Origin of the sequence: Mycobacterium sp. UM_11 (assembly GCF_001414075.1) — a bacterium.
GTDB lineage: Bacteria > Actinomycetota > Actinomycetes > Mycobacteriales > Mycobacteriaceae > Mycobacterium.
The window spans coordinates 14,739-33,313 of sequence record NZ_LATC01000005.1; the positions used below are offsets into that span (position 1 = coordinate 14,739).

Annotated in this window: 19 protein-coding genes; 8 read left to right on the top strand and 11 right to left on the bottom strand. The window is 69.8% G+C overall.

The genetic code is table 11. From position 1 onward, the window contains the following. The first annotated feature begins 60 nt into the window (after positions 1-60). Both WU80_RS02515 and WU80_RS02520 read left to right on the top strand, forming a co-directional pair. Complete coding sequence (locus WU80_RS02515; RefSeq protein WP_055398739.1) at positions 61-1,380, top strand: lytic transglycosylase domain-containing protein; 1,320 nt, start codon at positions 61-63, stop codon at positions 1,378-1,380. A 44-nt stretch (positions 1,381-1,424) separates the two neighbouring features. After that, a complete protein-coding gene (locus WU80_RS02520; RefSeq protein WP_156349380.1) occupies positions 1,425-2,570 on the top strand; it encodes an Mrp/NBP35 family ATP-binding protein in 1,146 nt (381 codons plus the stop codon). Between the two features lie 19 nt (positions 2,571-2,589). Here the strand turns inward: WU80_RS02520 and tatB are convergent, their stop codons facing one another. The 4 genes from tatB to sigE all read right to left on the bottom strand — a co-directional run bounded on the left by tatB (position 2,590) and on the right by sigE (position 5,978). Continuing rightward, the gene (gene tatB, locus WU80_RS02525) at positions 2,590-2,979 is read right to left on the bottom strand and encodes a Sec-independent protein translocase protein TatB (protein ID WP_055398743.1); all 390 of its coding nucleotides are present in this window, start codon (positions 2,977-2,979) and stop codon (positions 2,590-2,592) included. Continuing rightward, on the bottom strand, positions 2,980-4,506 hold the full coding sequence (locus tag WU80_RS02530) for a S1C family serine protease (RefSeq protein ID WP_055398745.1): 1,527 nt from the start codon (positions 4,504-4,506) through the stop codon (positions 2,980-2,982). Positions 4,507-4,692: 186 nt separating this feature from the next. After that, positions 4,693-5,088: an anti-sigma E factor RseA gene (rseA, locus tag WU80_RS02535; RefSeq protein WP_055398747.1), complete on the bottom strand. Its 396-nt coding sequence runs from the start codon at positions 5,086-5,088 to the stop codon at positions 4,693-4,695. A gap of 131 nt (positions 5,089-5,219) precedes the next feature. Beyond that, the gene (sigE, locus tag WU80_RS02540) at positions 5,220-5,978 is read right to left on the bottom strand and encodes an RNA polymerase sigma factor SigE (RefSeq protein WP_055398749.1); all 759 of its coding nucleotides are present in this window, start codon (positions 5,976-5,978) and stop codon (positions 5,220-5,222) included. 202 nt (positions 5,979-6,180) lie between these two features. On the opposite strand from sigE, the gene WU80_RS02545 reads away from it, so the two are divergent. From WU80_RS02545 to WU80_RS02565, 5 genes are all read left to right on the top strand, one after another. Next, entirely contained in the window at positions 6,181-6,849 is a 669-nt protein-coding gene (locus WU80_RS02545; RefSeq protein WP_055398751.1) for an O-methyltransferase, read from the top strand. 105 nt (positions 6,850-6,954) lie between these two features. After that, positions 6,955-7,593 (top strand): TetR/AcrR family transcriptional regulator, encoded by a 639-nt coding sequence (locus WU80_RS02550; RefSeq protein ID WP_055398753.1) that lies wholly within the window; start codon positions 6,955-6,957, stop codon positions 7,591-7,593. Further along, complete coding sequence (locus WU80_RS02555) at positions 7,583-8,497, top strand: ABC transporter ATP-binding protein (RefSeq protein ID WP_055398754.1); 915 nt, start codon at positions 7,583-7,585, stop codon at positions 8,495-8,497. The genes WU80_RS02550 and WU80_RS02555 overlap by 11 nt, the downstream gene beginning before the upstream one ends. Then, positions 8,494-10,137, top strand: a complete 1,644-nt coding sequence (locus WU80_RS02560) for an ABC transporter permease (RefSeq protein ID WP_156349381.1) — start codon at positions 8,494-8,496, stop codon at positions 10,135-10,137. Before WU80_RS02555 ends, WU80_RS02560 begins: the two co-directional genes overlap by 4 nt. Before the next feature lie 7 nt (positions 10,138-10,144). After that, positions 10,145-10,819, top strand: a complete 675-nt coding sequence (locus WU80_RS02565) for an isoprenylcysteine carboxylmethyltransferase family protein (RefSeq protein WP_055398756.1) — start codon at positions 10,145-10,147, stop codon at positions 10,817-10,819. Between the two features lie 13 nt (positions 10,820-10,832). On the opposite strand, the gene glgC is transcribed toward WU80_RS02565, so the two are convergent. After that, complete coding sequence (gene glgC, locus WU80_RS02570) at positions 10,833-12,047, bottom strand: glucose-1-phosphate adenylyltransferase (protein WP_055398759.1); 1,215 nt, start codon at positions 12,045-12,047, stop codon at positions 10,833-10,835. 213 nt (positions 12,048-12,260) lie between these two features. On the opposite strand from glgC, the gene glgA reads away from it, so the two are divergent. Then, a complete protein-coding gene (gene glgA, locus WU80_RS02575; protein ID WP_055398761.1) occupies positions 12,261-13,424 on the top strand; it encodes a glycogen synthase in 1,164 nt (387 codons plus the stop codon). A 29-nt stretch (positions 13,425-13,453) separates the two neighbouring features. On the opposite strand, the gene WU80_RS02580 is transcribed toward glgA, so the two are convergent. The 6 genes from WU80_RS02580 to fadD6 all read right to left on the bottom strand — a co-directional run bounded on the left by WU80_RS02580 (position 13,454) and on the right by fadD6 (position 18,524). Further along, positions 13,454-13,627, bottom strand: coding sequence for a DUF3117 domain-containing protein (locus tag WU80_RS02580; protein ID WP_003878471.1), 174 nt, complete (start codon positions 13,625-13,627; stop codon positions 13,454-13,456). A 192-nt stretch (positions 13,628-13,819) separates the two neighbouring features. Next, a complete protein-coding gene (locus WU80_RS02585) occupies positions 13,820-14,398 on the bottom strand; it encodes a DNA-3-methyladenine glycosylase I (RefSeq protein ID WP_055398765.1) in 579 nt (192 codons plus the stop codon). A gap of 2 nt (positions 14,399-14,400) precedes the next feature. Next, positions 14,401-14,742: a DivIVA domain-containing protein gene (locus WU80_RS02590; RefSeq protein ID WP_055398767.1), complete on the bottom strand. Its 342-nt coding sequence runs from the start codon at positions 14,740-14,742 to the stop codon at positions 14,401-14,403. 50 nt (positions 14,743-14,792) lie between these two features. Continuing rightward, positions 14,793-15,770, bottom strand: coding sequence for a glucosyl-3-phosphoglycerate synthase (locus tag WU80_RS02595; RefSeq protein WP_055398769.1), 978 nt, complete (start codon positions 15,768-15,770; stop codon positions 14,793-14,795). Continuing rightward, positions 15,767-16,642 (bottom strand): dihydropteroate synthase, encoded by an 876-nt coding sequence (gene folP / locus WU80_RS02600; protein ID WP_055398933.1) that lies wholly within the window; start codon positions 16,640-16,642, stop codon positions 15,767-15,769. Before folP ends, WU80_RS02595 begins: the two co-directional genes overlap by 4 nt. A gap of 97 nt (positions 16,643-16,739) precedes the next feature. Further along, positions 16,740-18,524: a long-chain-acyl-CoA synthetase FadD6 gene (gene fadD6 / locus WU80_RS02605; RefSeq protein ID WP_055398771.1), complete on the bottom strand. Its 1,785-nt coding sequence runs from the start codon at positions 18,522-18,524 to the stop codon at positions 16,740-16,742. Positions 18,525-18,575: the final 51 nt, after the last annotated feature.

The window sequence follows — 18,575 nt, forward strand, 5'->3', positions numbered from 1 at the left end:
ATGGTGATCTAGTTCACGGCTGAAGAGCAGTTGACCAGCTCACATACCTAGGACGGTCGAGTGCGCATTGGGGGACGCCGGGGTGCACGCCCGGCCGCCGCAGCGGAGCGGCAAGGAGCACTTCAGGTGACGCGCACGCGCGCATTCGGCGTCGCCACGATCGCCCCGTTGGTCTTCGCCGGGGCGGTGAGCGGGGCGGCACCCTCGCTCCCCGAAAAGCTTCCGCAGGTGCACGCGAAAGTGGCCCCGGTGGCCGCGGTTTCCCCCACCGTTCCCGACCTCTCGGGCCCGGCGGTCGTGTCCGCCGACCGTTCACCCACCGCCTTCCACGTCGCCGAGCCCGCCCTGTCGGCTCCGCCGAAACCGATGATCGTGAATGCGCCTGGGGCGCTTGGCATTCCGAGCATCGCGTTGGCGGCCTACCGCAGCGCCGAACAGAAGATGGCCGTGGCCGCCCCCGGCTGCGGCGTCAGCTGGAACCTGCTCGCCGGGATCGGCCGCATCGAGTCGGGTCATGCCGGCGGCGGGGCGGTCGACGCGCGCGGCACTGCGGTCGTCCCGATCTACGGCCCCGCGTTGGACGGCACGCTGCCGGGCAACGAGATCATCCTGCAGAGCAGCACCGGCAATCGGCCCACCTACGCCCGCGCGATGGGGCCGATGCAGTTCTTGCCCGGCACCTGGGCGCGGTACGCCTCCGACGGCAAGGGCGACGGCGTCGCCGATCCGCAGAACCTGTTCGACTCCACGCTGGCCGCGGCGCGCTACCTGTGCAGCGGCGGCCTCAACCTCCGCGACCCGTCGCAAGTGATGGCCGCGATCCTGCGCTACAACAACTCGATGGCGTACGCGCAGAACGTGCTGGGCTGGGCGTCGGCGTACGCCACCGGCGTGGTTCCGGTCGACCTGCCTCCGATGACGGGCCCGCCGCCCCCGCTCGCCGACGCGCACCTCGAGCATGCCGAGGGACTCGGCCCCAACCTGCCGATGAACGTCAACGGGTTGCCGTTGGACGACCCCCTGGCGCGCATGCCGCTGATCGACCTCTCCGGGCCGCAGAGCCCCGGTCAGCAGTCGATGTTCCCGTGGATGACCCCCACGCCGCAGCAGGCCCCGACGCGTATGCCCGGCTGCACGGTGATCTGTGTCGGTCCCCAGAATCCGCCGCAGCCGGCCCAGCCGTGGGCGCCGCCGCCCATGGCACCGCCGCCGATGGCACCACCCCCGCCAATGGCCCCGCCGATGGCCCCGCCGCCACCGCCGGACGCGCAGGCTCCCGCGCCCCAGGCGGCCCCGGCCCCCGCGGCTGCGGCACCCAAACCCGCCGGCCCGCCGAACGCGGCGGCGCCGAAGCCGCCGGGACCCGTCGCGGGCGGCTGACCGCCGCCAGACGGCCCCATCGCGCACGCCTACACTCGGCGGTGATGTCTGGTCATGACGCTGCCGACTTGAGCGCAGCAATCCGCACCGCCCTGGGGAAGGTGATCGACCCCGAACTCCGGCGCCCGATCACCGAACTGGGGATGGTCAAGAGCATTGACACCCAGCCCGACGGCGGCGTGCACGTCGGGATCTACCTGACCACCGCCGCGTGCCCGAAGAAGACGGAGATCACCGAGCGGGTCACCAACGCGGTCGCCGACGTGCCGGGCACCGGCGCCGTCAAGGTCACCCTGGACGTGATGAACGACGAGCAGCGCACCGAACTGCGCAAGCAGTTGCGCGGCGATGCCCGCGAGCCCGTCATCCCCTTCGCCCAACCGAATTCGCTGACGCGGGTGTATGCGGTCGCGTCCGGAAAGGGCGGTGTGGGCAAGTCCACCGTCACGGTCAACCTGGCCGCGGCCATGGCGGCCCGCGGCCTCTCGGTGGGCGTGCTCGACGCCGACATCCACGGCCATTCCATCCCCCGGATGATGGGCACCACGGACCGGCCCACCCAGGTCGAGTCGATGATCCTGCCCCCCATCGCACACGAGGTGAAGGTCATCTCGATCGCCCAGTTCACCGAGGGCAACACCCCGGTGGTGTGGCGCGGGCCGATGCTGCACCGGGCGCTGCAACAGTTCCTGGCCGACGTCTACTGGGGCGATCTGGACGTCCTCCTGCTGGACCTGCCGCCGGGCACCGGGGACATCGCCATCTCGGTGGCCCAGCTGATCCCCAGCGCCGAGATCATGGTGGTGACGACGCCGCAGCTGGCCGCGGCCGAGGTCGCCGAGCGGGCGGGCAGCATCGCGATGCAAACCCGGCAGCGCATCGCCGGCGTCGTGGAGAACATGGCGGGCCTCACGCTGCCGGACGGCTCGACGATGCAGGTGTTCGGCGAGGGCGGCGGCCGGCAGGTGGCCGAGCGCCTGTCCCGCGCCGTCGGCGCCGAGGTGCCGCTGCTCGGCCAGATCCCGTTGGACCCAGCGCTGGTGGCCGCCGGCGATTCCGGCACCCCCATCGTGCTCAGCGCCCCGGATTCCCCGGCGGGCAAGGAGCTGCGCAGCGTGGCCGACAACCTGTCATCGCGACGGCGCGGCCTGGCGGGCGTGTCGCTGGGCCTGGATCCGACGCGGCGCTAGGTCCGATGGCGGCGACCCGCTAGGTCGCGTCGGCGTCGAACGGCGCCGGCCCGGGAGCCTGCACGGGCGGTGGCGACGGCTCCGCCGGCGCGGCCGCGGTGCCGTTGACGGGCCGGTCGAAGTTCCCCGTCAAGAACGAATCGTCGCCGTCCAGCAGGTGCTTGGTCAGCGCGGCGCGCGGCGTCATCCCGCGCAGCCGCTGCAGCTCGCTCAGCGGCGCGCGGAGCTCGTCGAACTCGGGCCCGAGGTCTTCGCGCAGCTGGGTTGTCACCCCGCTGAGGTAGTCGCGCGCCTGGCGCAGCGCGGTCGACGTCCAGCGGATGGCGCCGGGGAGCCGCTCGGGGCCGAGGACCACCAGCCCCACCACGACGAGGACCAGGATGTGCTCCCAGCTCAGGCTGCCGAACATCTAGCTGCCGTCGGGGTCGGGCTTGACGGTCAGGGTGACGTGCCGGCCGTCGCGGACCACCTCAATCGGGGAGTCCTGGCCGATGGTCAGCTGCCGGACGGCGACGACGAACTCGTCGGCGTCGGCGACGGTGCGGTTACCGACCTTGACGATGACGTCGTTCTCCAGGATCCCGCCCTTTTGCGCGGGGCTGCCGGCCTTCACGTTGGCGACCTGCGCACCGGAGGCGATCGCGTTGCTCACCGAGCGGGTGCTGATGCCCAGCGTCGGGTGCACGATCTTGCCGTCCTTGATCAGCGTCTGGGCCACCTGCTTGGCCTCGTTGATCGGGATCGCGAAGCCCAGCCCACTTGCGCTGTCGGACAACGACTTACCCGCGGTGTTGATCCCGATCACCTGCGAGTCCATGTCGATCAGCGGGCCACCGGAGTTGCCGTGGTTGATCGACGCGTCGGTCTGCAGGGCGTCGATGACGGTGTCGGTGTCCGAGCCCTCCCCCGACAACGGGACGGGCCGGTGCAGCGCGCTGATGATGCCGTGGGTCACGGTGCTGCGCAGCCCGAGCGGCGCGCCCGCCGCCAGCACCTCGTCGCCGACGCGCACCTTGTCCGAGTCGCCGAACCGGGCCACGCTCAGGTTGTCGACGTTGTCGACCTTGAGCACCGCCAGGTCGGTCTTGGGGTCGCGCCCGACCAGGTTGGCGGGCACTTCCTTGCCGTCGTTGAACACCACGGTCGTCTTGAACTGGCTGGGGTTGTTCGCCGCCTCGGAGATCACGTGGTTGTTCGTGATGATGTAGCCGCGGCCGTCGATCACCACGCCGGAGCCCTGCATGCCCTCCTGGTCGCTCTTGGACTCGATGGTCACCACCGCGTTCGCGGTTGCGGCCGCCACCTTGGCGAACCGGCCGGCCGGGCCCTCCCCGTTGCCGTTGGTCGACAGCGTCACCTTCGAGGTGGTGAACGCCTCGGCGACCTCGGCCGTCTTGCGCCCGATCACCCCGCCGATCACGCCGATCACCAGCGCGATCAGCAACAGCACCAGCAGCGCGAGGTAGGACACCTTGCCGCCGAACAGCACGTCGCGCACGCCCAGCTTGCCGCCGTAGCCCTGCGGTCCCCGCGGCCCCGACGGGGGGACCGCCGGGGTGCCCAACGCGGCCCCGGCCGACGGGTCCCGCCACGGATCATCGAGCTCGTCGGGGCCGGCACCGTCCTTCTCGGCGGCCAGCGCGCCGGCGTCAACGGGGTGGCGCTGCAGCGAGTCGGGGCTGCCGACCGGCCGGCTGAACGCCTCCTGGAGGACCGGATCGGCCGGCTCGTCGTGCGGGGAGAACTCGCCCTGGTCCCGGTACTTCTGCGGGCGGACGCGGTCGGCCAGGAAGGACCCGCGCAGTCCGGCGGGGCGGCTGAAGAGTTGACGCGATGCGGGGTCCACCGGCGGACGGGAGACGGGGCGCGGGGCTAAGCGGTTGCCGCTGTTCTTGCCGCTGTCCTGCTTCTGGTCGAAGCCTTGATCGGAGGTCACGTTATCCCTTTGGATCCTCTTCTTGAGCGCTCGAGACAGGCCCTGCACCGGGCGATATCCACGACACCGGCGTGGTCGTGTTCACCCTAGTATCCACGGTTCGTGGCGGGTCGCCCATGAGCGCGGGGGCGGGGTGCGCAAATTCGGCGGGGTCAACCATCGGCAGTTGCGCGGGAAGTCGCCGAGCTAGGGGCGCTTGCGCTGCTCACGGGCGTCGCGGTCAGCGAATCGGTCGGATGCCCGGGTGGTGGCGTCGTCGGGCGAATCGTAGGGAATCTCGGCGAGCATGCCGAGCAGCGTGCTGGGGATGCGGATGGGATGTGAGTCGCGCAGCGCGGCGCGGGCCCGGCTTTGGTCGTCGACCTCCGCCGCGCACTGCGGGCACAGCGACAAGTGATGCGCCGCCCGCAGGTGCGCGTTCATGCGCAGCTCACCGTCGACGAACGCCGCGATGGCCTCCACGGAAAGGTGCTCGGTGGAACCGAACTGGCGCGGCGCGCCGACGGGCGCATCGCTCTGAGAGGCGAACTGTGCGGGGAGCCAGGAGAACGCGCGCCGGAAGAGATGTCCTCGATCGGGCATCACCGGGTCCTTTCGTTGCGCCTACCCCTCGAATGTAGCGCGAGGCGGTGCGCAATATCGCGTGTCAATACCGCAAATCCGCTGGCTTATCCCCAAGCGGCGAACCCGGGTGTGCCGATTCGGGCGGTCGGCTACGCCGACTCGGCGTGGGCCGCGGCGCCCGGTTGGGGGTGCGCGGCCAGGTAGTCGCGCAAGGCCTGGCGGCCGCGGTGGATGCGGCTGCGCACGGTGCCGAGCTTCACGCCCAGGGTCGCGCCGATCTCCTCGTAGGACAGGCCCTCGATGTCACACAGCACGACCGCGGCGCGGAACTCCGGCGGCAGCGAATCCAGGGCCGCCTGCAAATCCGGGCCCAGCCGCGAATCGTGGTAGATCTCTTCGGGGTTGGGCTCGTCGGCGGGCACCCGCTCGTAGTCCTCCGGCAACGCCTCCATCCGGATGCGCGCGCGCCGGCGCACCATGTCGAGGAAGAGGTTGGTGGTGATGCGGTGCAGCCAGCCTTCGAACGTTCCCGGCTGATAGTTCTGCACCGACCGGAAAACCCGGATGAAGGTCTCCTGGGTGAGGTCCTCCGCGTCGTGCTGATTGCCGGAGAGGCGGTAGGCCAGCCGGTAGACCCGGTCGGCGTGCTGACGCACCAGCTCGTCCCACGAGGGCATCGTGGACTTGTCCCCGGTCGCGTCGAAAACCGCGGTGCCTTGCAAACCCTCGGACGGCTCCACCCACTCGTCCGCGGGGCAGTCCTGCGGGTGCGACATGCTGGCCGGGCCCAAAAGCGTGGTGATGATCAGATCCTCCGAATCCGTCCTGCCGAAAAGCGACAAGTCGTCACAGACGGCAACACGTAGCCGCCAGTCCGTATTCCCGTCCCAACGCGCTCCGCGATCCATAGGGACACCGTCGCGTATCGGCGTATGTGCGATATATGAACAATCTGAGCTCAGGCTGAGAAACCGTATCGTTACCAGCGCTGTGCAGGACATATCCGCGGCGGCGTGAAGTTAAACGCATCGGCTTCGCCGGGTGTGTCGTGCCGGGCCGCCTTAGGCGCGCCATGTCGGGCCGCACACCAGAGTGGAATACGCTGCGGGCATGGACGGCACCGACGCAGAAACCCCCGACCAGGCGGCGCCCAGTCGAGCCGAATCCCTCATCGCGCACGCCGAGGGGTCGATCTCGGAAGACGCCCTGCTGGCCGCCGCCCGCGAGCGCGCCGTGGACATCGGCGCCGGGGCGGTGACGCCGGCGGTGGGGGCCCTGCTGAGCCTGCTGACCAAGCTCAGCGGCGGCAAGGCCGTCGCCGAGGTGGGGACCGGCGCGGGGGTCAGCGGGCTCTGGCTGTTGTCCGGCATGGGCGACGACGGCGTCCTGACGACCATCGACATCGAGCCCGAATATCTGCGGCTGGCCAAGCAGGCCTTCTCCGAGGCCGGCATCGGACCGTCGCGCACGCGGTTGATCAGCGGCCGCGCCCAGGAGGTGCTGACCCGGCTCGCCGACGAGTCCTACGACCTCGTGTTCGTCGACGCCGACCCGGTCGACCAGCCGGACTACGTCGTGGAGGGCGTGCGGCTGTTGCGCTCGGGCGGCGTCATCGTCGTGCACCGGGCCGCCCTCGGCGGGCGGGCCGGCGATCCCGCCGCCCGCGACGCCGAGGTGGCCGCGGTGCGGGAAGCGGCGCGGCTCATCGCCGAGGACGAGCGGCTCACCCCGGCCCTGGTGCCGCTGGGCGACGGGATTTTGGCCGCGGTCCGCGACTGACCGCGCCGCCGCGGCGACGCGTAGACGACCGCCCGACGATCTATACGAATTCTTGACGCGACACCTCCTTGACTCGCGACTGAACAGACGTTTAGCGTACTGAACATGCGTTCAGCCGACCTGACCGCCGCCGCCCGGATCCGCGACGCGGCCATCGAGCAGTTCGGCCAGCACGGCTTCGGGGTCGGGCTGCGCAAGATCGCGGAGGCCGCCGGCGTCAGCGCCGCGCTGGTGATTCACCACTTCGGCTCCAAGGAGGGCCTGCGCAAGGCCTGCGAGGACTACATCGCCGATCAGATCTACAACCAGAAGTCCGAGGCGATTCGCTCCAACGACCCGGCCACCTGGTTCGCGCAGTTGGCCGAGATCGAGGAGTACGCGCCGCTGATGGCCTACGTGGTCCGCAGCATGCAGACCGGCGGCGAGCTGGCGAACATGATGTGGCGCAGGATGATCGACAACACCTCCGCCTACATGGAAGAGGGCGTGCGCGCCGGCACGATCAAGCCCAGCCGCGACCCCGAGGCGAGGGCCAAATACCTGGGCATCACCGGCGGCGGGGGGTTCTTGCTCTACCTGCAAATGCACGAAACCCCAACGGATCTGCGGGCAGTCCTACGCGACTATGCCCGAGACATGGTGCTGCCGGCCCTGGAGATCTACACCGAGGGATTGATGGTCGACCGGACCATGTACGACGCGTTCCTGGCCGCCGAAGATCAAGGAGGATCACATGACGATTGACAATGCAGCGCCCATCGAAATTCACGGCCTGATAAAGAATTTCGGGTCGGTGCGCGCGCTGGATGGCCTCGAGCTCTCGGTGCGCGAAGGTGAAGTGCACGGCTTCCTCGGCCCCAACGGCGCCGGGAAGTCGACGACGATGCGCATCCTGCTGGGCTTGGTCAAGGCGGACGGCGGCAGCGTGCGGCTGCTGGGCGGCGATCCCTGGACCGACGCGGTCGCGCTGCACCGCCAGATCGCCTACGTGCCAGGCGATGTCACGCTGTGGCCGACGCTGACCGGCGGCGAGACCATCGACATGCTGGCCCGCATGCGCGGCGGCATCGACCACAAGCGTCGCGCCGAGCTGATCGAGCGTTTCGACCTCGACCCACACAAGAAGGCGCGGACCTACTCGAAGGGCAACCGGCAGAAGGTCTCGCTGATCTCCGCCTTCTCCTCGCGGGCCCGCCTGTTGCTCTTGGACGAGCCGAGCAGCGGCCTGGACCCGTTGATGGAGAACGTCTTTCAGCAGTGCGTCGCCGAGGCGCGTGACGACGGGGCAACGGTCTTGCTGTCCAGCCACATCCTGGCCGAGACCGAGGCGCTGTGCGAACGGGTGACCATCATCCGGGCCGGCAAGACCGTCGAGAGCGGGTCGCTGGACTCGATGCGCCATCTGAGCCGCACCTCGATCAAGGCCGAAATGACCGGCGACCCCGGCGACCTCACGCGCATCAAGGGCGTCGAGGACGTCAGCGTCGAGGGCAACACCGTGCGCGCCCAGGTCGACGGCGAGAGCCTCGGAGAATTGATCCGGGCGCTGGGCGACGCGGGCGTGCGCAGCCTGGTCAGCCAGCCGCCGACCCTCGAGGAACTCTTCCTGCGCCACTACGACACCGCGGACAAGGTGGCCGCATCATGAGCACCGCAACCCTGGATCGGTCGCACCGGCCGGCCCACCCCGCGCCGCCACGTCGGCCGAACTTCGCGGGAACGCTGGGCATGCTGCGGCTCTACTTGCGGCGCGACCGCATCGCGCTGCCCCTGTGGGTGCTGCTGCTGTCGGTGCCGTTGGCAACGGTGTACGTCGGCAGCATCGAAAAGGTCTACCCCACCCAGGCCGCCCGCGCCGGGTTCGCGGCTTCCATCATGGCAAGCCCCGCACAACGCGCGCTCTACGGGCAGGTCTACAACGACAGCCTTGGGGCCGTTGGCATTTGGAAGGCCGGAATGTTCCACATGCTGATCGCGGTGGCCGTCATCCTGACCGTCATCCGGCACACCCGCGCGGACGAGGAGGCCGGCCGCACCGAACTCGTGGACTCGACCGCGGTCGGTCGCTACGCCAGCCTCAGCGCCGCCCTGCTGTTGTCGTTCGGTGCCAGCATCGCCACCGGAGCGATCGGCGCGGCGGGGCTGCTCACCACCGATGTCGCGCCCGGCGGGTCGCTCGCCTTCGGCGCGGCGTTGGCCTGCTCCGGGCTGGTGTTCACCGCCGTCGCCGCAGTGGCCGCGCAGCTGTCGCCGAGCGCGCGGGTCGCGCGCGGCACGGCGTTTGCGATCCTGGCGGCCGCCTTCACGCTGCGCGCCCTCGGCGACGCGGGTTCCGGTGCGCTGTCCTGGCTTTCGCCGCTGGGCTGGTCGCTGCAAGTCCGCCCCTACGCGGGTGACCACTGGCCGGTGCTGATGCTGCACCTGGTAACCACCGTCGCGCTCACCGCGGTGGCGTATCGGCTCCTCGCCGGCCGGGACGTGGGCGCGGGCCTGTTCGCCGAGCGCCCCGGCCCCGGCGCCGCCGCGCCCGCGCTCGGCAACGTGTTCGGGCTGGCGTGGCGGCTGGACCGCGGGGCGCTGGTGCTGTGGACCGTGGGCCTGTGCCTGTACGGCCTCCTGATGGGCAGCGTGGTGCAAGGCATCGGCGCGCAGCTCGGCGACAGCAACGCCGCCCGCGACATCGTCGTCCGAATGGGCGGCACCAACGCCTTGGCGGAAGCCTTTATCGCCGTCGCGTTCACGATGCTGGGCATGGCCGCGGCCGCGTTCTCGGTTTCGCTGACCTTGCGGCTACATCAGGAGGAGTCGGCCCAACGCGCCGAGACGACGCTGGCCGGCGCGGTGTCGCGCGATCGGTGGCTCGCCAGCCACGTGCTGGCCGCGTTGCTGGGCTCCACGGTGGCGATGCTGGTCAGCGGGTTGGCGGGCGGCCTCGTCTACGGCGCCGCCGCGGGGGACGTCGGTGGCAAGGTGGCCGTTGTCGTGGCAAGCGCGGCCGTTCAACTGCCCGCCGTGTGGCTGATGTGCGCGGTGACCGTCCTCTTGTTCGGTGTCGCACCGCGATTCACGCCCGTGGCCTGGGGCGTTCTCGTCGGCTTCGTCGCCCTGTACCTGATCGGTTCCCTGGCCGGGTTCCCGCAGTGGGTGCTCGACTTCGAGCCGTTCGCTCACATCCCGCGCGTCAGCAAAGATTTCACGGCCGCGCCGCTGTTGTGGTTGCTCGCCATCGATGCCACACTGATCGCCCTGGGAGCCGTGGCTTTTCGACGACGCGATCTGCGCGGTTAGGAGCGGCATGAAGATCGGTGTTCGATTAGCGGTGTCTTCGATCCTCGGGATCGCCGCCTACGCCCTGGTCCTATTCGTGCCGGCCGGCACCATCCGCTATTGGCAGGGATGGGTGTTCATCTCCATCTTCACCGTGGTATCGATCATCCCGACAATCTATTTGGCGCGGAAACACCCGGACGCGCTGCAGCGCCGCATGCACGCGGGACCACAGGCGGAAAGCCGAACCGCCCAGAAGATCATCAGCGCCGGCGCGTTCGGGATCCTCTTCGTGATCATGGCGTTCAGCGCGTTCGACCATCGGATGGGCTGGTCGACGGTCCCCGTATGGCTGTGCCTGGTCGGTGTGGTCCTGATAGCGGCCGGGCTGGGGCTCTCGATGCGGGTGATCATCGAGAACAGCTACGCCGCCGCCACCGTCACCGTGGAGGAAGGCCAGAAGGTGGCCTCGGAAGGTCTCTACAAGTCCATCCGCCACCCGATGTACGCCGGGAACGTGATCATGATGGTGGGCATGCCGCTGGCGCTGGGCTCGTACTGGGCGCTGCTGTTGATCATCCCGGGCGTCGCGCTGCTCGTGCTGCGCATCCTGGACGAGGAGAAGCTGCTCTACACCGAACTGCCCGGCTACCGCGAGTACGCCGAGCACGTGCCCTACCGGCTGCTGCCGAACGTGTGGTAGCCGCCCGGCGCGGCTAGATCCAGACGCCCTTGCCCACCGCGACCACACCGCCGGCGCTGATGGCGAAGCGTTCGCGGTCCTTCTCCAGGTCCACGCCGACCATCTCGCCGGGCCCGACGACGACGTTCTTGTCCAGGATGGCGTGGCGCACCACCGCGCCCCGGCCGACCCGGGCGCCCGGCATGATCACGCTGCCCTCCACGATCGCGCCGTCGTCGACCACGACGTTGGACGACAGCACCGAATTGCGCACCGACGCCGCGGAAATGATGCTGCCCGCCCCGACGACCGACTCCTGCGCCGAGCCGCCGTTGACGAACTTGGCCGGCGCCAGGTTTTCGGACTCGCCCCGAATCGGCCAGCGCTTGTTGTAGAGGTTGAAGACCGGGTGGACCGACACCAGGTCCATGTGCGCGTCGTAGAAGGCGTCGAGCGTTCCCACGTCCCGCCAGTAGCCGCGGTCGCGGTCGGTTGCCCCGGGCACCTCGTTGTCCCTGAAGTCGTACACCGCGGCCAGCCCGTCGCCCACCAGGCGCGGGATGATGTCACCGCCCATGTCGTGATCGGAGTGGTCGTCGTCGGCGTCCGCGCGGATCGCGTCGATGAGCACCTTGGTGGTGAAGATGTAGTTGCCCATCGACACGTACGTCGAGTCGGGGTCGTCGGGTGTTCCCGGCGGGTCCAGGGGCTTCTCCACGAAATCGCGGATGCGGCCGGAGTCGTCGGAGTCGATGCACCCGAATGCGGTGGCCTCGCCGCGGGGCACCCGGATGCCGGCGACCGTCGCGCCCGCCCCACTTTCGATGTGGAATTGGACCATCTGCTCCGGGTCCATCCGATACACGTGGTCGGCGCCGAAAACGACTATGTAGTCGGGATCTTCGTCGTAGATCAGGTTGAGCGACTGGTAGATCGCGTCGGCGGAGCCGGTGTACCACCGGGGGCCCAGCCGCTGCTGCGCGGGCACCGGGGTGATGTACTCACCGGCCAGCCCGGACAACCGCCAGTTCTGCGAAATGTGACGGTCCAGTGAATGCGACTTGTACTGAGTGAGAACGCAGATGCGCAAATAGCGCGCGTTCACGAGGTTGGACAGCACGAAGTCGATCAATCGGTAGGCGCCGCCGAAGGGAACCGCGGGCTTGGCCCGATCCGCGGTCAGCGGATACAGCCGCTTGCCCTCACCCCCGGCCAGGACAATGCCCAGCACGTGCGGCGCTTCCCTCATGGGTCAAACCTATCGGCCCTCGGGAAACGCTGCCAGGGGGACCGCGCTATTGGCGGTGTTCTGTGCGGCTGTCCGTCAAGGTATTTGGTCCCGCCGGCCGGTCACCCAGAACCGGGCCCGACTCGCGGGCCTCGTCACCGCCGCGCGGCTCGATATTCGGCGTCTTCTCGGCCCGACTCGCGGGCCTCGTCGCCGCCGAACTACCGTGCGGGTATGCGGGTGGCGATGATGACTCGGGAGTACCCACCGGAGGTCTACGGGGGAGCCGGGGTACATGTCACGGAACTGGTCGCCCAACTGCGCCGCCTGTGCGCGGTCGACGTGCACTGCATGGGCGCGCCGCGGCCGAACGCCTTCGTGCACCAGCCCGATCCGCGCCTGCAGGGCGCCAACCCGGCGCTGTCGACGTTGTCCTCGGACCTGCTGATGGCCAACGCCGTATCGGCGGCCACCGTGGTGCATTCGCACACCTGGTACACCGGCATGGCCGGTCACCTGGCCGCGCTGCTTTACGACCTCCCGCACGTGCTGACGGCGCATTCGCTCGAGCCGCTACGGCCGTGGAAGGCCGAGCAGCTCGGCGGCGGCTACCGGGTGTCGACGTGGGTGGAGCACACCGCGGTCCAGGCCGCCGACGCCGTCATCGCGGTCAGCTCCGCCATGCGCGAGGACATCCTGCGGGTCTACCCCGCCCTCGATCCCAGCGTCGTGCACGTCATCCGCAACGGCGTCGACACCGGCGTCTGGCATCCGGCGGGGCCGATGCAAACGGGTTCGGTGCTGGCGGAACTCGGGGTTGACCCGCAGCGGCCGACCGTCGCGTTCGTCGGCCGGATCACCCGGCAGAAGGGCGTCGCCCAATTGGTGGCGGCGGCGCACCACTTCGATCCGCAGGTGCAGGTCGTGCTCTGCGCGGGCGCCCCCGACACCCCCGAGATAGCCGACGAGATCCGGTCCGCGGTGGCGCGGCTGGCCCACAACCGGCAGGGCGTGTTTTGGATCAGGGACATGCTGCCCATCGGCGAACTACGCGAAATATTATCGGCGGCAACAATTTTCGTGTGCCCCTCGGTGTACGAGCCGCTCGGCATCGTGAACCTGGAGGCGATGGCCTGCGCGACGGCGGTGGTGGCGTCCGACGTCGGCGGAATTCCCGAGGTGGTGGCCGACGGGGTGACCGGTTCGCTGGTGCATTACGACCCCGGCGACCCGACCGGGTTCCAGGTCCGGCTGGCCGAGGCGGTCAACGAGCTCGTCGCCGACCCCGAGAAGGCGAAGCGTTACGGCGAGGCGGGACGTCAGCGCTGCGTCGAGGAATTCTCCTGGGCCCGGGTGGCGGAGCAGACCTTGGACATCTACCGAAAGGTGTGCGCCTAGGGCCGCGGGCAGCCGTGCGCGGGCGCGCGTCAGCTGGAGCTCGTGACACCCTTGAGTTCGTCACCGAGTGCGGCGGCTTCGTCGGGCGTCAGCTCAACGACCAGTCGACCGCCTCCCTCAAGTGGTACCCGCATCACGATGCCGCGCCCCTCCTTGGTTGCTTCCAGAGGACCGTCGCCGGTCCGGGGCTTCATCGCCGCCATCGAGTGCTCCCTCCAGGTTCGAGCCGGCCCGCCCTTGCGGACCCGGTCGGCGCCGAGCATGCCCCGCCAGCGATTTTCCAGCCATACCCGACATCGAACTGCCAAATCACGCCTCCATTGTTCCCTATCCAGGTCACGAGTTGTACAAAGACCCGGTTCTCGGGGTTTGCCGGCCACTCGCGGCCCGCGCCGTCACCGGGGGGAAGGCACCCAGCAGCCCTGGATATGGTCGTCGACCATCCCGGTGGCCTGCATCAACGCATAGGCGGTGGTCGGGCCGACGAAGCGGAAGCCGCGCCGCTTGAGCTCGAGGGCCATGGCCTTCGATTCCGCAGTGGCCGAGGGGATTTCGGAGCCGTCGGCCGGGCGGGGGCAAGGTTCCGGCGCAAACGACCACAGCAGCTTGGACAGGTCCGCCGGGGTGCCCAGCTCGGCGGCGGCGCGCGCGTTCGCGATCGTCGCGTCGATCTTGGCCCGGTTGCGCACGATTCCGGTATCCGCCATCAGCCGCTGCACGTCGGCGTCGGTATAGCCGGCGACCCGTTCGAAATCGAACCCGGCGAAGGCGCGCCGGAAGTTCTCCCGCTTGCGCAGGATGATCAGCCACGACAACCCGCTCTGGAAGGCCTCCAGGCTCATCCGCTCGAACAGCGCCACCCCGTCGTGCACCGGGCGGCCCCACTCCTGATCGTGGTAGTCGCGGTACATCTCGAAGTCGGGTCCGGGCCGAATGGCCGCCCAGCCGCACCGAACCAGCCCGTCATCGCTCACATCTAGTCCTGACGCTCCTCGCCGCCCTCGGGTTCCCCGGGTTCGTCCTCCGCCGCCGCGGGGGCGTGCACCGCGGCCAGCTGGCCGCGCAGCGCCTCGAGCTCGCGGGCGAGCCGGTCCAGGACCCAGTCCACCTCGCTGGTCTTGTATCCGCGCAGCACCTGGGTGAACTTGACGGCGTCGACGTCCGCGCCGGTCACCCCGTAGGCGGGCAGCACCGTCGCGGTGGTCCCGCGCGGCAGGGGCGGCAGCTGCTCACCGCGACCGAACAGCAGACTCGCGGCACCGAACAGCACGATCGCCACCAGCACCAGCACGACCAGATACAGCAACACCAACGCCACGCCGTCGATACTGCCCTATGCCACCGACACCGCGACGAACCAGCGTGGCCTCAGCGCGGCCGCAGGACCGTCATGGGCGGGCGGTCCGCCAGCGACACCGGCGACGTGTGCTGGGTGTAGCCGAAACCCTCCCGGTCGTCGGCGAAGAACTGCGTCAACCCGACCCCCGAGTCGGGGACCCCGCAGCGCGACAGCATGGTCGCGATGACCTGGCGGCTCATTGCCCCCAGCTCGGCGAGCGGACGGTTGCGGTGGGCGCGAACCCCGAGGTTGACCTGGGCGATCGCCTCCAGGCCCAACCGATCGAAGGTGTCCAGCAGCAGGCCGATCTCCACGCCGTAGCCGGGCGCGAACGGCACCGACGCGAGCAATTCGCGGGTGGCGGCGTACTCCCCGCCGAGCGGCTGCAGGATGCAGCCAAGCTCGGGCCGCAGCGCGGCGAGCAACGGCCGGGCCACCAGCTCGGTGACGCGTCCGCCGCCGGTGGTGCCCGCGGCACCCCCGACGTCGCCGACCTGCAGCGGCCGCCGGTAGAAGCTCTTGACCAGGTGGATGCCGTCGCCGGTGAGCAGCGGGGCGACCAGCCACGGCACGAACATCGGGTGCGGGCTGATCAGGTCGGAGTCGACGAAGACGACGATGTCGCCGCTGGTGGCCGCGAGCGAGCGCCACAGCGCCTCCCCCTTGCCGGGCCGGACCGGCACCTCGGGTAAGGCCTGCTCCCGGCTGACGACGCGGGCGCCGGCGGCGACCGCGCGGATCTCGGTGTCGTCGGTGGAGCCGGAGTCCAGCACGATCAGCTCGTCGACCAGGCCGTCCACCAGCGGCGAGATGCTGTCGACCACCGATTCGATGGTGTCCTCTTCGTTGAGCGCCGGTAGCACGACCGAGATGGTCCGTCCCGCCTTGGCGGCCTCGAGTTCGGCGAGGGTCCAGCTCGGACGGTTCCAGCTGCGATCGGCCAGCCACGCGTCACCGGGCCCGGCGGCCAGCACGGCGGCGTCGCTGAACAGGTCGGACGCCGTCATGCCAGCCCCCTCACCGTGCGCGCCGGCGGCCGCACGCCCTGGATGGCGGCCACCATCTCCAGCACCCGCCGGGTCGCGGCGACCTCGTGCACCCGAAACATCCGCGCGCCGGCGGCCGCCGCCATCGCGGTGGCCGCCAACGTTCCCTCCAGCCGCTCGGTCAATTCCACACCCAGAGTCTCCCCGACGAAGTCCTTGTTACTCAAAGCCATGAGCACGGGCCATCCGGTATTAACAAGATCGCTCACATGGCGCAACAGCAGCAGCCCGTGAAAGGTGTTCTTGCCGAAGTCGTGGGCCGGGTCGATCAACACCTGGTCGCGGGCCACCCCGCGGGCGACCGCGCGCTCGGCCGCGGCGGTGACCTGACGGATGACGTCGTCGACGACGCCGCGCGTGGTGGTCCCGTAGCTCACCCGGAACGGACGCGTGCGGGGCAGCGCACCGCCGGTGTGCGAGCACACCAGGCCGGCGCCGAACTCCGCGGCCACCTCGGCCAGGGCCGGGTCGATGCCGCCCCAGGTGTCGTTGATCAGGTCCGCCCCGGCCGCGCAGGCCACCTTGGCCACCTCGGAGCGCCAGGTGTCGACGCTGATCAGCTGGTCCGGATAGGCGCCGCGCAACCACTCGATGAACGGGATCAACCGGGCGATCTCGGTGTCCGCATCGACGTCCTGGCCCGGCCCGGCTTTGACGCCGCCGACGTCGACGACGTCGGCGCCCTCGGCGATGGCGCGGTGCGCGGCGTCGCGGGCGGCCTCGTCGCTGAAGGTCGCCCCCTTGTCGTAGAACGAATCCGGGGTGCGATTGACGATCGCCATGATCAGCGGGCGATCACCGGCGACCGGGCGGCCGCAGAACGTCGACTGCACACGTCCATGGTGCCCGGTCACCGCGCCGGGCGCGGCCCGGGGATCGACTGTGCGGCCAGCCGCACGCTCGACGCCGAATGTGCGGCCAGCCGCACACTCAGCCCTTGGGGCGCTTACCGTCGGCCACTTCGTCGGGGTACTCGTCGTAGTAGGGCACGTAGCCCTCGTCACGGCCGGCCAGCACGTACAACGGGTCCTCAACGTCGGAACCGTAGGCCTGCTCGCGCAGCTCGACCTTGCGGCTCTTGAACGTCGTGGTGTGCTCGAGGGACTTGACCACCCGCACGAACAGCGGCAACGCGTAGGCGGGCAGCTGGCCGTACACCGCGGCGGCCAGGGACTTGCCGTCGAACTCCGCGCCGTCGCGCAGCTTGACCGCGGCCATCCCGGCGCGACCGCCGGTGCGGGGAATCTCGACCCCGAACACCGTGCACTCCTCCACGGAGTCGTCGGAGGCCAGCGCGGCCTCGACCTGCGTGGTGGCGACGTTCTCCCCCTTCCACCGGAAGGTGTCGCCGAGGCGGTCGACGAACGCGGCGTGACCCATGCCCTGCGGGCTCATCACGTCGCCGGAGTTGAACCACACGTCGCCCTCGCGGAAGGCGTTGCGCACCAGCTTCTTCTCGCTCGACTCCTTGTCGGTGTAGCCGTCGAACGGCTGCAGCCGGTTGACCTTGCTGAGCAGCAGGCCGGGCTCCCCCGGCGGCACCCGCCGGACCCGCCCGTTGTCGTCGCGCAGCGGGGCTCCGGTGTCGGGGTCGTACTCCACGTAGGCCAGCGGCATCGGGAAGACCCCGGTGGTCCTGGGCACGTTGAAGATGTTGATGAACGCGGTGTTGCCCTCGCTGGAGGCGTAGAACTCGCAGACCCGCGCGATGTCGAACCGGTTGGTGAACTCGTCCCAGATCTCCGGGCGCAGCCCGTTGCCCGCGATCACCCGCACCCGATGCGCACGGTCGGTGGGCTTGCGCGGCTGGTTGAGCAGGTACCGGCAGATCTCGCCGATGTAGATGAACGCGGTGGCTTCCGCAGCGATCACCTCGTCCCAGAACTTCGACGCCGAGAACGACTTGCCCAGCGCCAGCGTCGCCCCGGAGTTGATCACCGACGAGAGCGCGACCGTCAACGCGTTGTTGTGGTACAGCGGCAGGCAGCTGTACAGGGTGTCGGAGCTCTTCAGCCGCAGCCCGATGCCGCCGAACGCCGCGAGCGCCTTCAGCCACCGCAGGTGGGTCATCACGCTGGCCTTCGGGAAACCCGTTGTGCCCGAGGTGAAGATGTAGAACGCGGTGTCCCTGGCCTGCACGGCCGACGCCGAGGCGGGGTTGGTGGCCGGGGCGCTGGCGGCGAGGCGTTCCAGGTCTTCGACGGTCATCGTTTCCGTGTCGCCCGAGCCGCCGCACTCGGCCACCGCGCTGACGAGGTCGGTCTCGGCGATCAGGACCTTGGCCTTCAGCAGGCCCAGGCTGTGCGCCAGCACCTCGCCGCGCTGGTGGTAGTTGAGCATGCCGGCGACCGCGCCGCACTTGACCGCCGCCAGCATCGCCAGCACCGCGTTGGGCGAGTTGCGCAGCATGATCGCGACGACGTCGCCGTGGCCGACGCCGTGCGCGGCCAACACCGCGGCGTACCTGTTGGCGGCGGCGTTGGCGTCGCGGTAGGTCAGTTGCTGGTCGCCGAACCGCAGGAAGACCCGGTCGCCGTAGCGGGCGGCCCGTTCCTGGAACACCGTGCCGATCGACTTCTTCGAGCCCGGCTGGGCCAGCAGCCCGGTCCTCGCCCCCCGCACGATCGCCGGGAAATCGGCCAGCAGGCGCGGCGCCCGAGCTGCGATATCGGTCAGTTTGACCGCGGTGCGCGCTCCCCCGTCGTGATCGGCCACGTCATCCCTCGATTCTGCGTAAACAATCCGGCGGTCAGCCTAGTAGGGGCC

Bases quoted from the DNA above. Each gene is read 5' to 3' on its own strand.
- WU80_RS02520 (WP_156349380.1), top strand. From the start codon at position 1,425: ATGTCTGGTCATGACGCTGCCGACTTGAGCGCAGCAATCCGCACCGCC.
- tatB (WP_055398743.1), bottom strand. From the start codon at position 2,979: ATGTTCGGCAGCCTGAGCTGGGAGCACATCCTGGTCCTCGTCGTGGTG.
- rseA (WP_055398747.1), bottom strand. From the start codon at position 5,088: ATGCCCGATCGAGGACATCTCTTCCGGCGCGCGTTCTCCTGGCTCCCC.
- sigE (WP_055398749.1), bottom strand. From the start codon at position 5,978: ATGGATCGCGGAGCGCGTTGGGACGGGAATACGGACTGGCGGCTACGT.
- WU80_RS02545 (WP_055398751.1), top strand. From the start codon at position 6,181: ATGGACGGCACCGACGCAGAAACCCCCGACCAGGCGGCGCCCAGTCGA.
- WU80_RS02550 (WP_055398753.1), top strand. From the start codon at position 6,955: ATGCGTTCAGCCGACCTGACCGCCGCCGCCCGGATCCGCGACGCGGCC.
- WU80_RS02555 (WP_055398754.1), top strand. From the start codon at position 7,583: ATGACGATTGACAATGCAGCGCCCATCGAAATTCACGGCCTGATAAAG.
- WU80_RS02560 (WP_156349381.1), top strand. From the start codon at position 8,494: ATGAGCACCGCAACCCTGGATCGGTCGCACCGGCCGGCCCACCCCGCG.
- WU80_RS02565 (WP_055398756.1), top strand. From the start codon at position 10,145: ATGAAGATCGGTGTTCGATTAGCGGTGTCTTCGATCCTCGGGATCGCC.
- glgC (WP_055398759.1), bottom strand. From the start codon at position 12,047: ATGAGGGAAGCGCCGCACGTGCTGGGCATTGTCCTGGCCGGGGGTGAG.
- glgA (WP_055398761.1), top strand. From the start codon at position 12,261: ATGCGGGTGGCGATGATGACTCGGGAGTACCCACCGGAGGTCTACGGG.
- WU80_RS02580 (WP_003878471.1), bottom strand. From the start codon at position 13,627: ATGGCGGCGATGAAGCCCCGGACCGGCGACGGTCCTCTGGAAGCAACC.
- WU80_RS02595 (WP_055398769.1), bottom strand. From the start codon at position 15,770: ATGACGGCGTCCGACCTGTTCAGCGACGCCGCCGTGCTGGCCGCCGGG.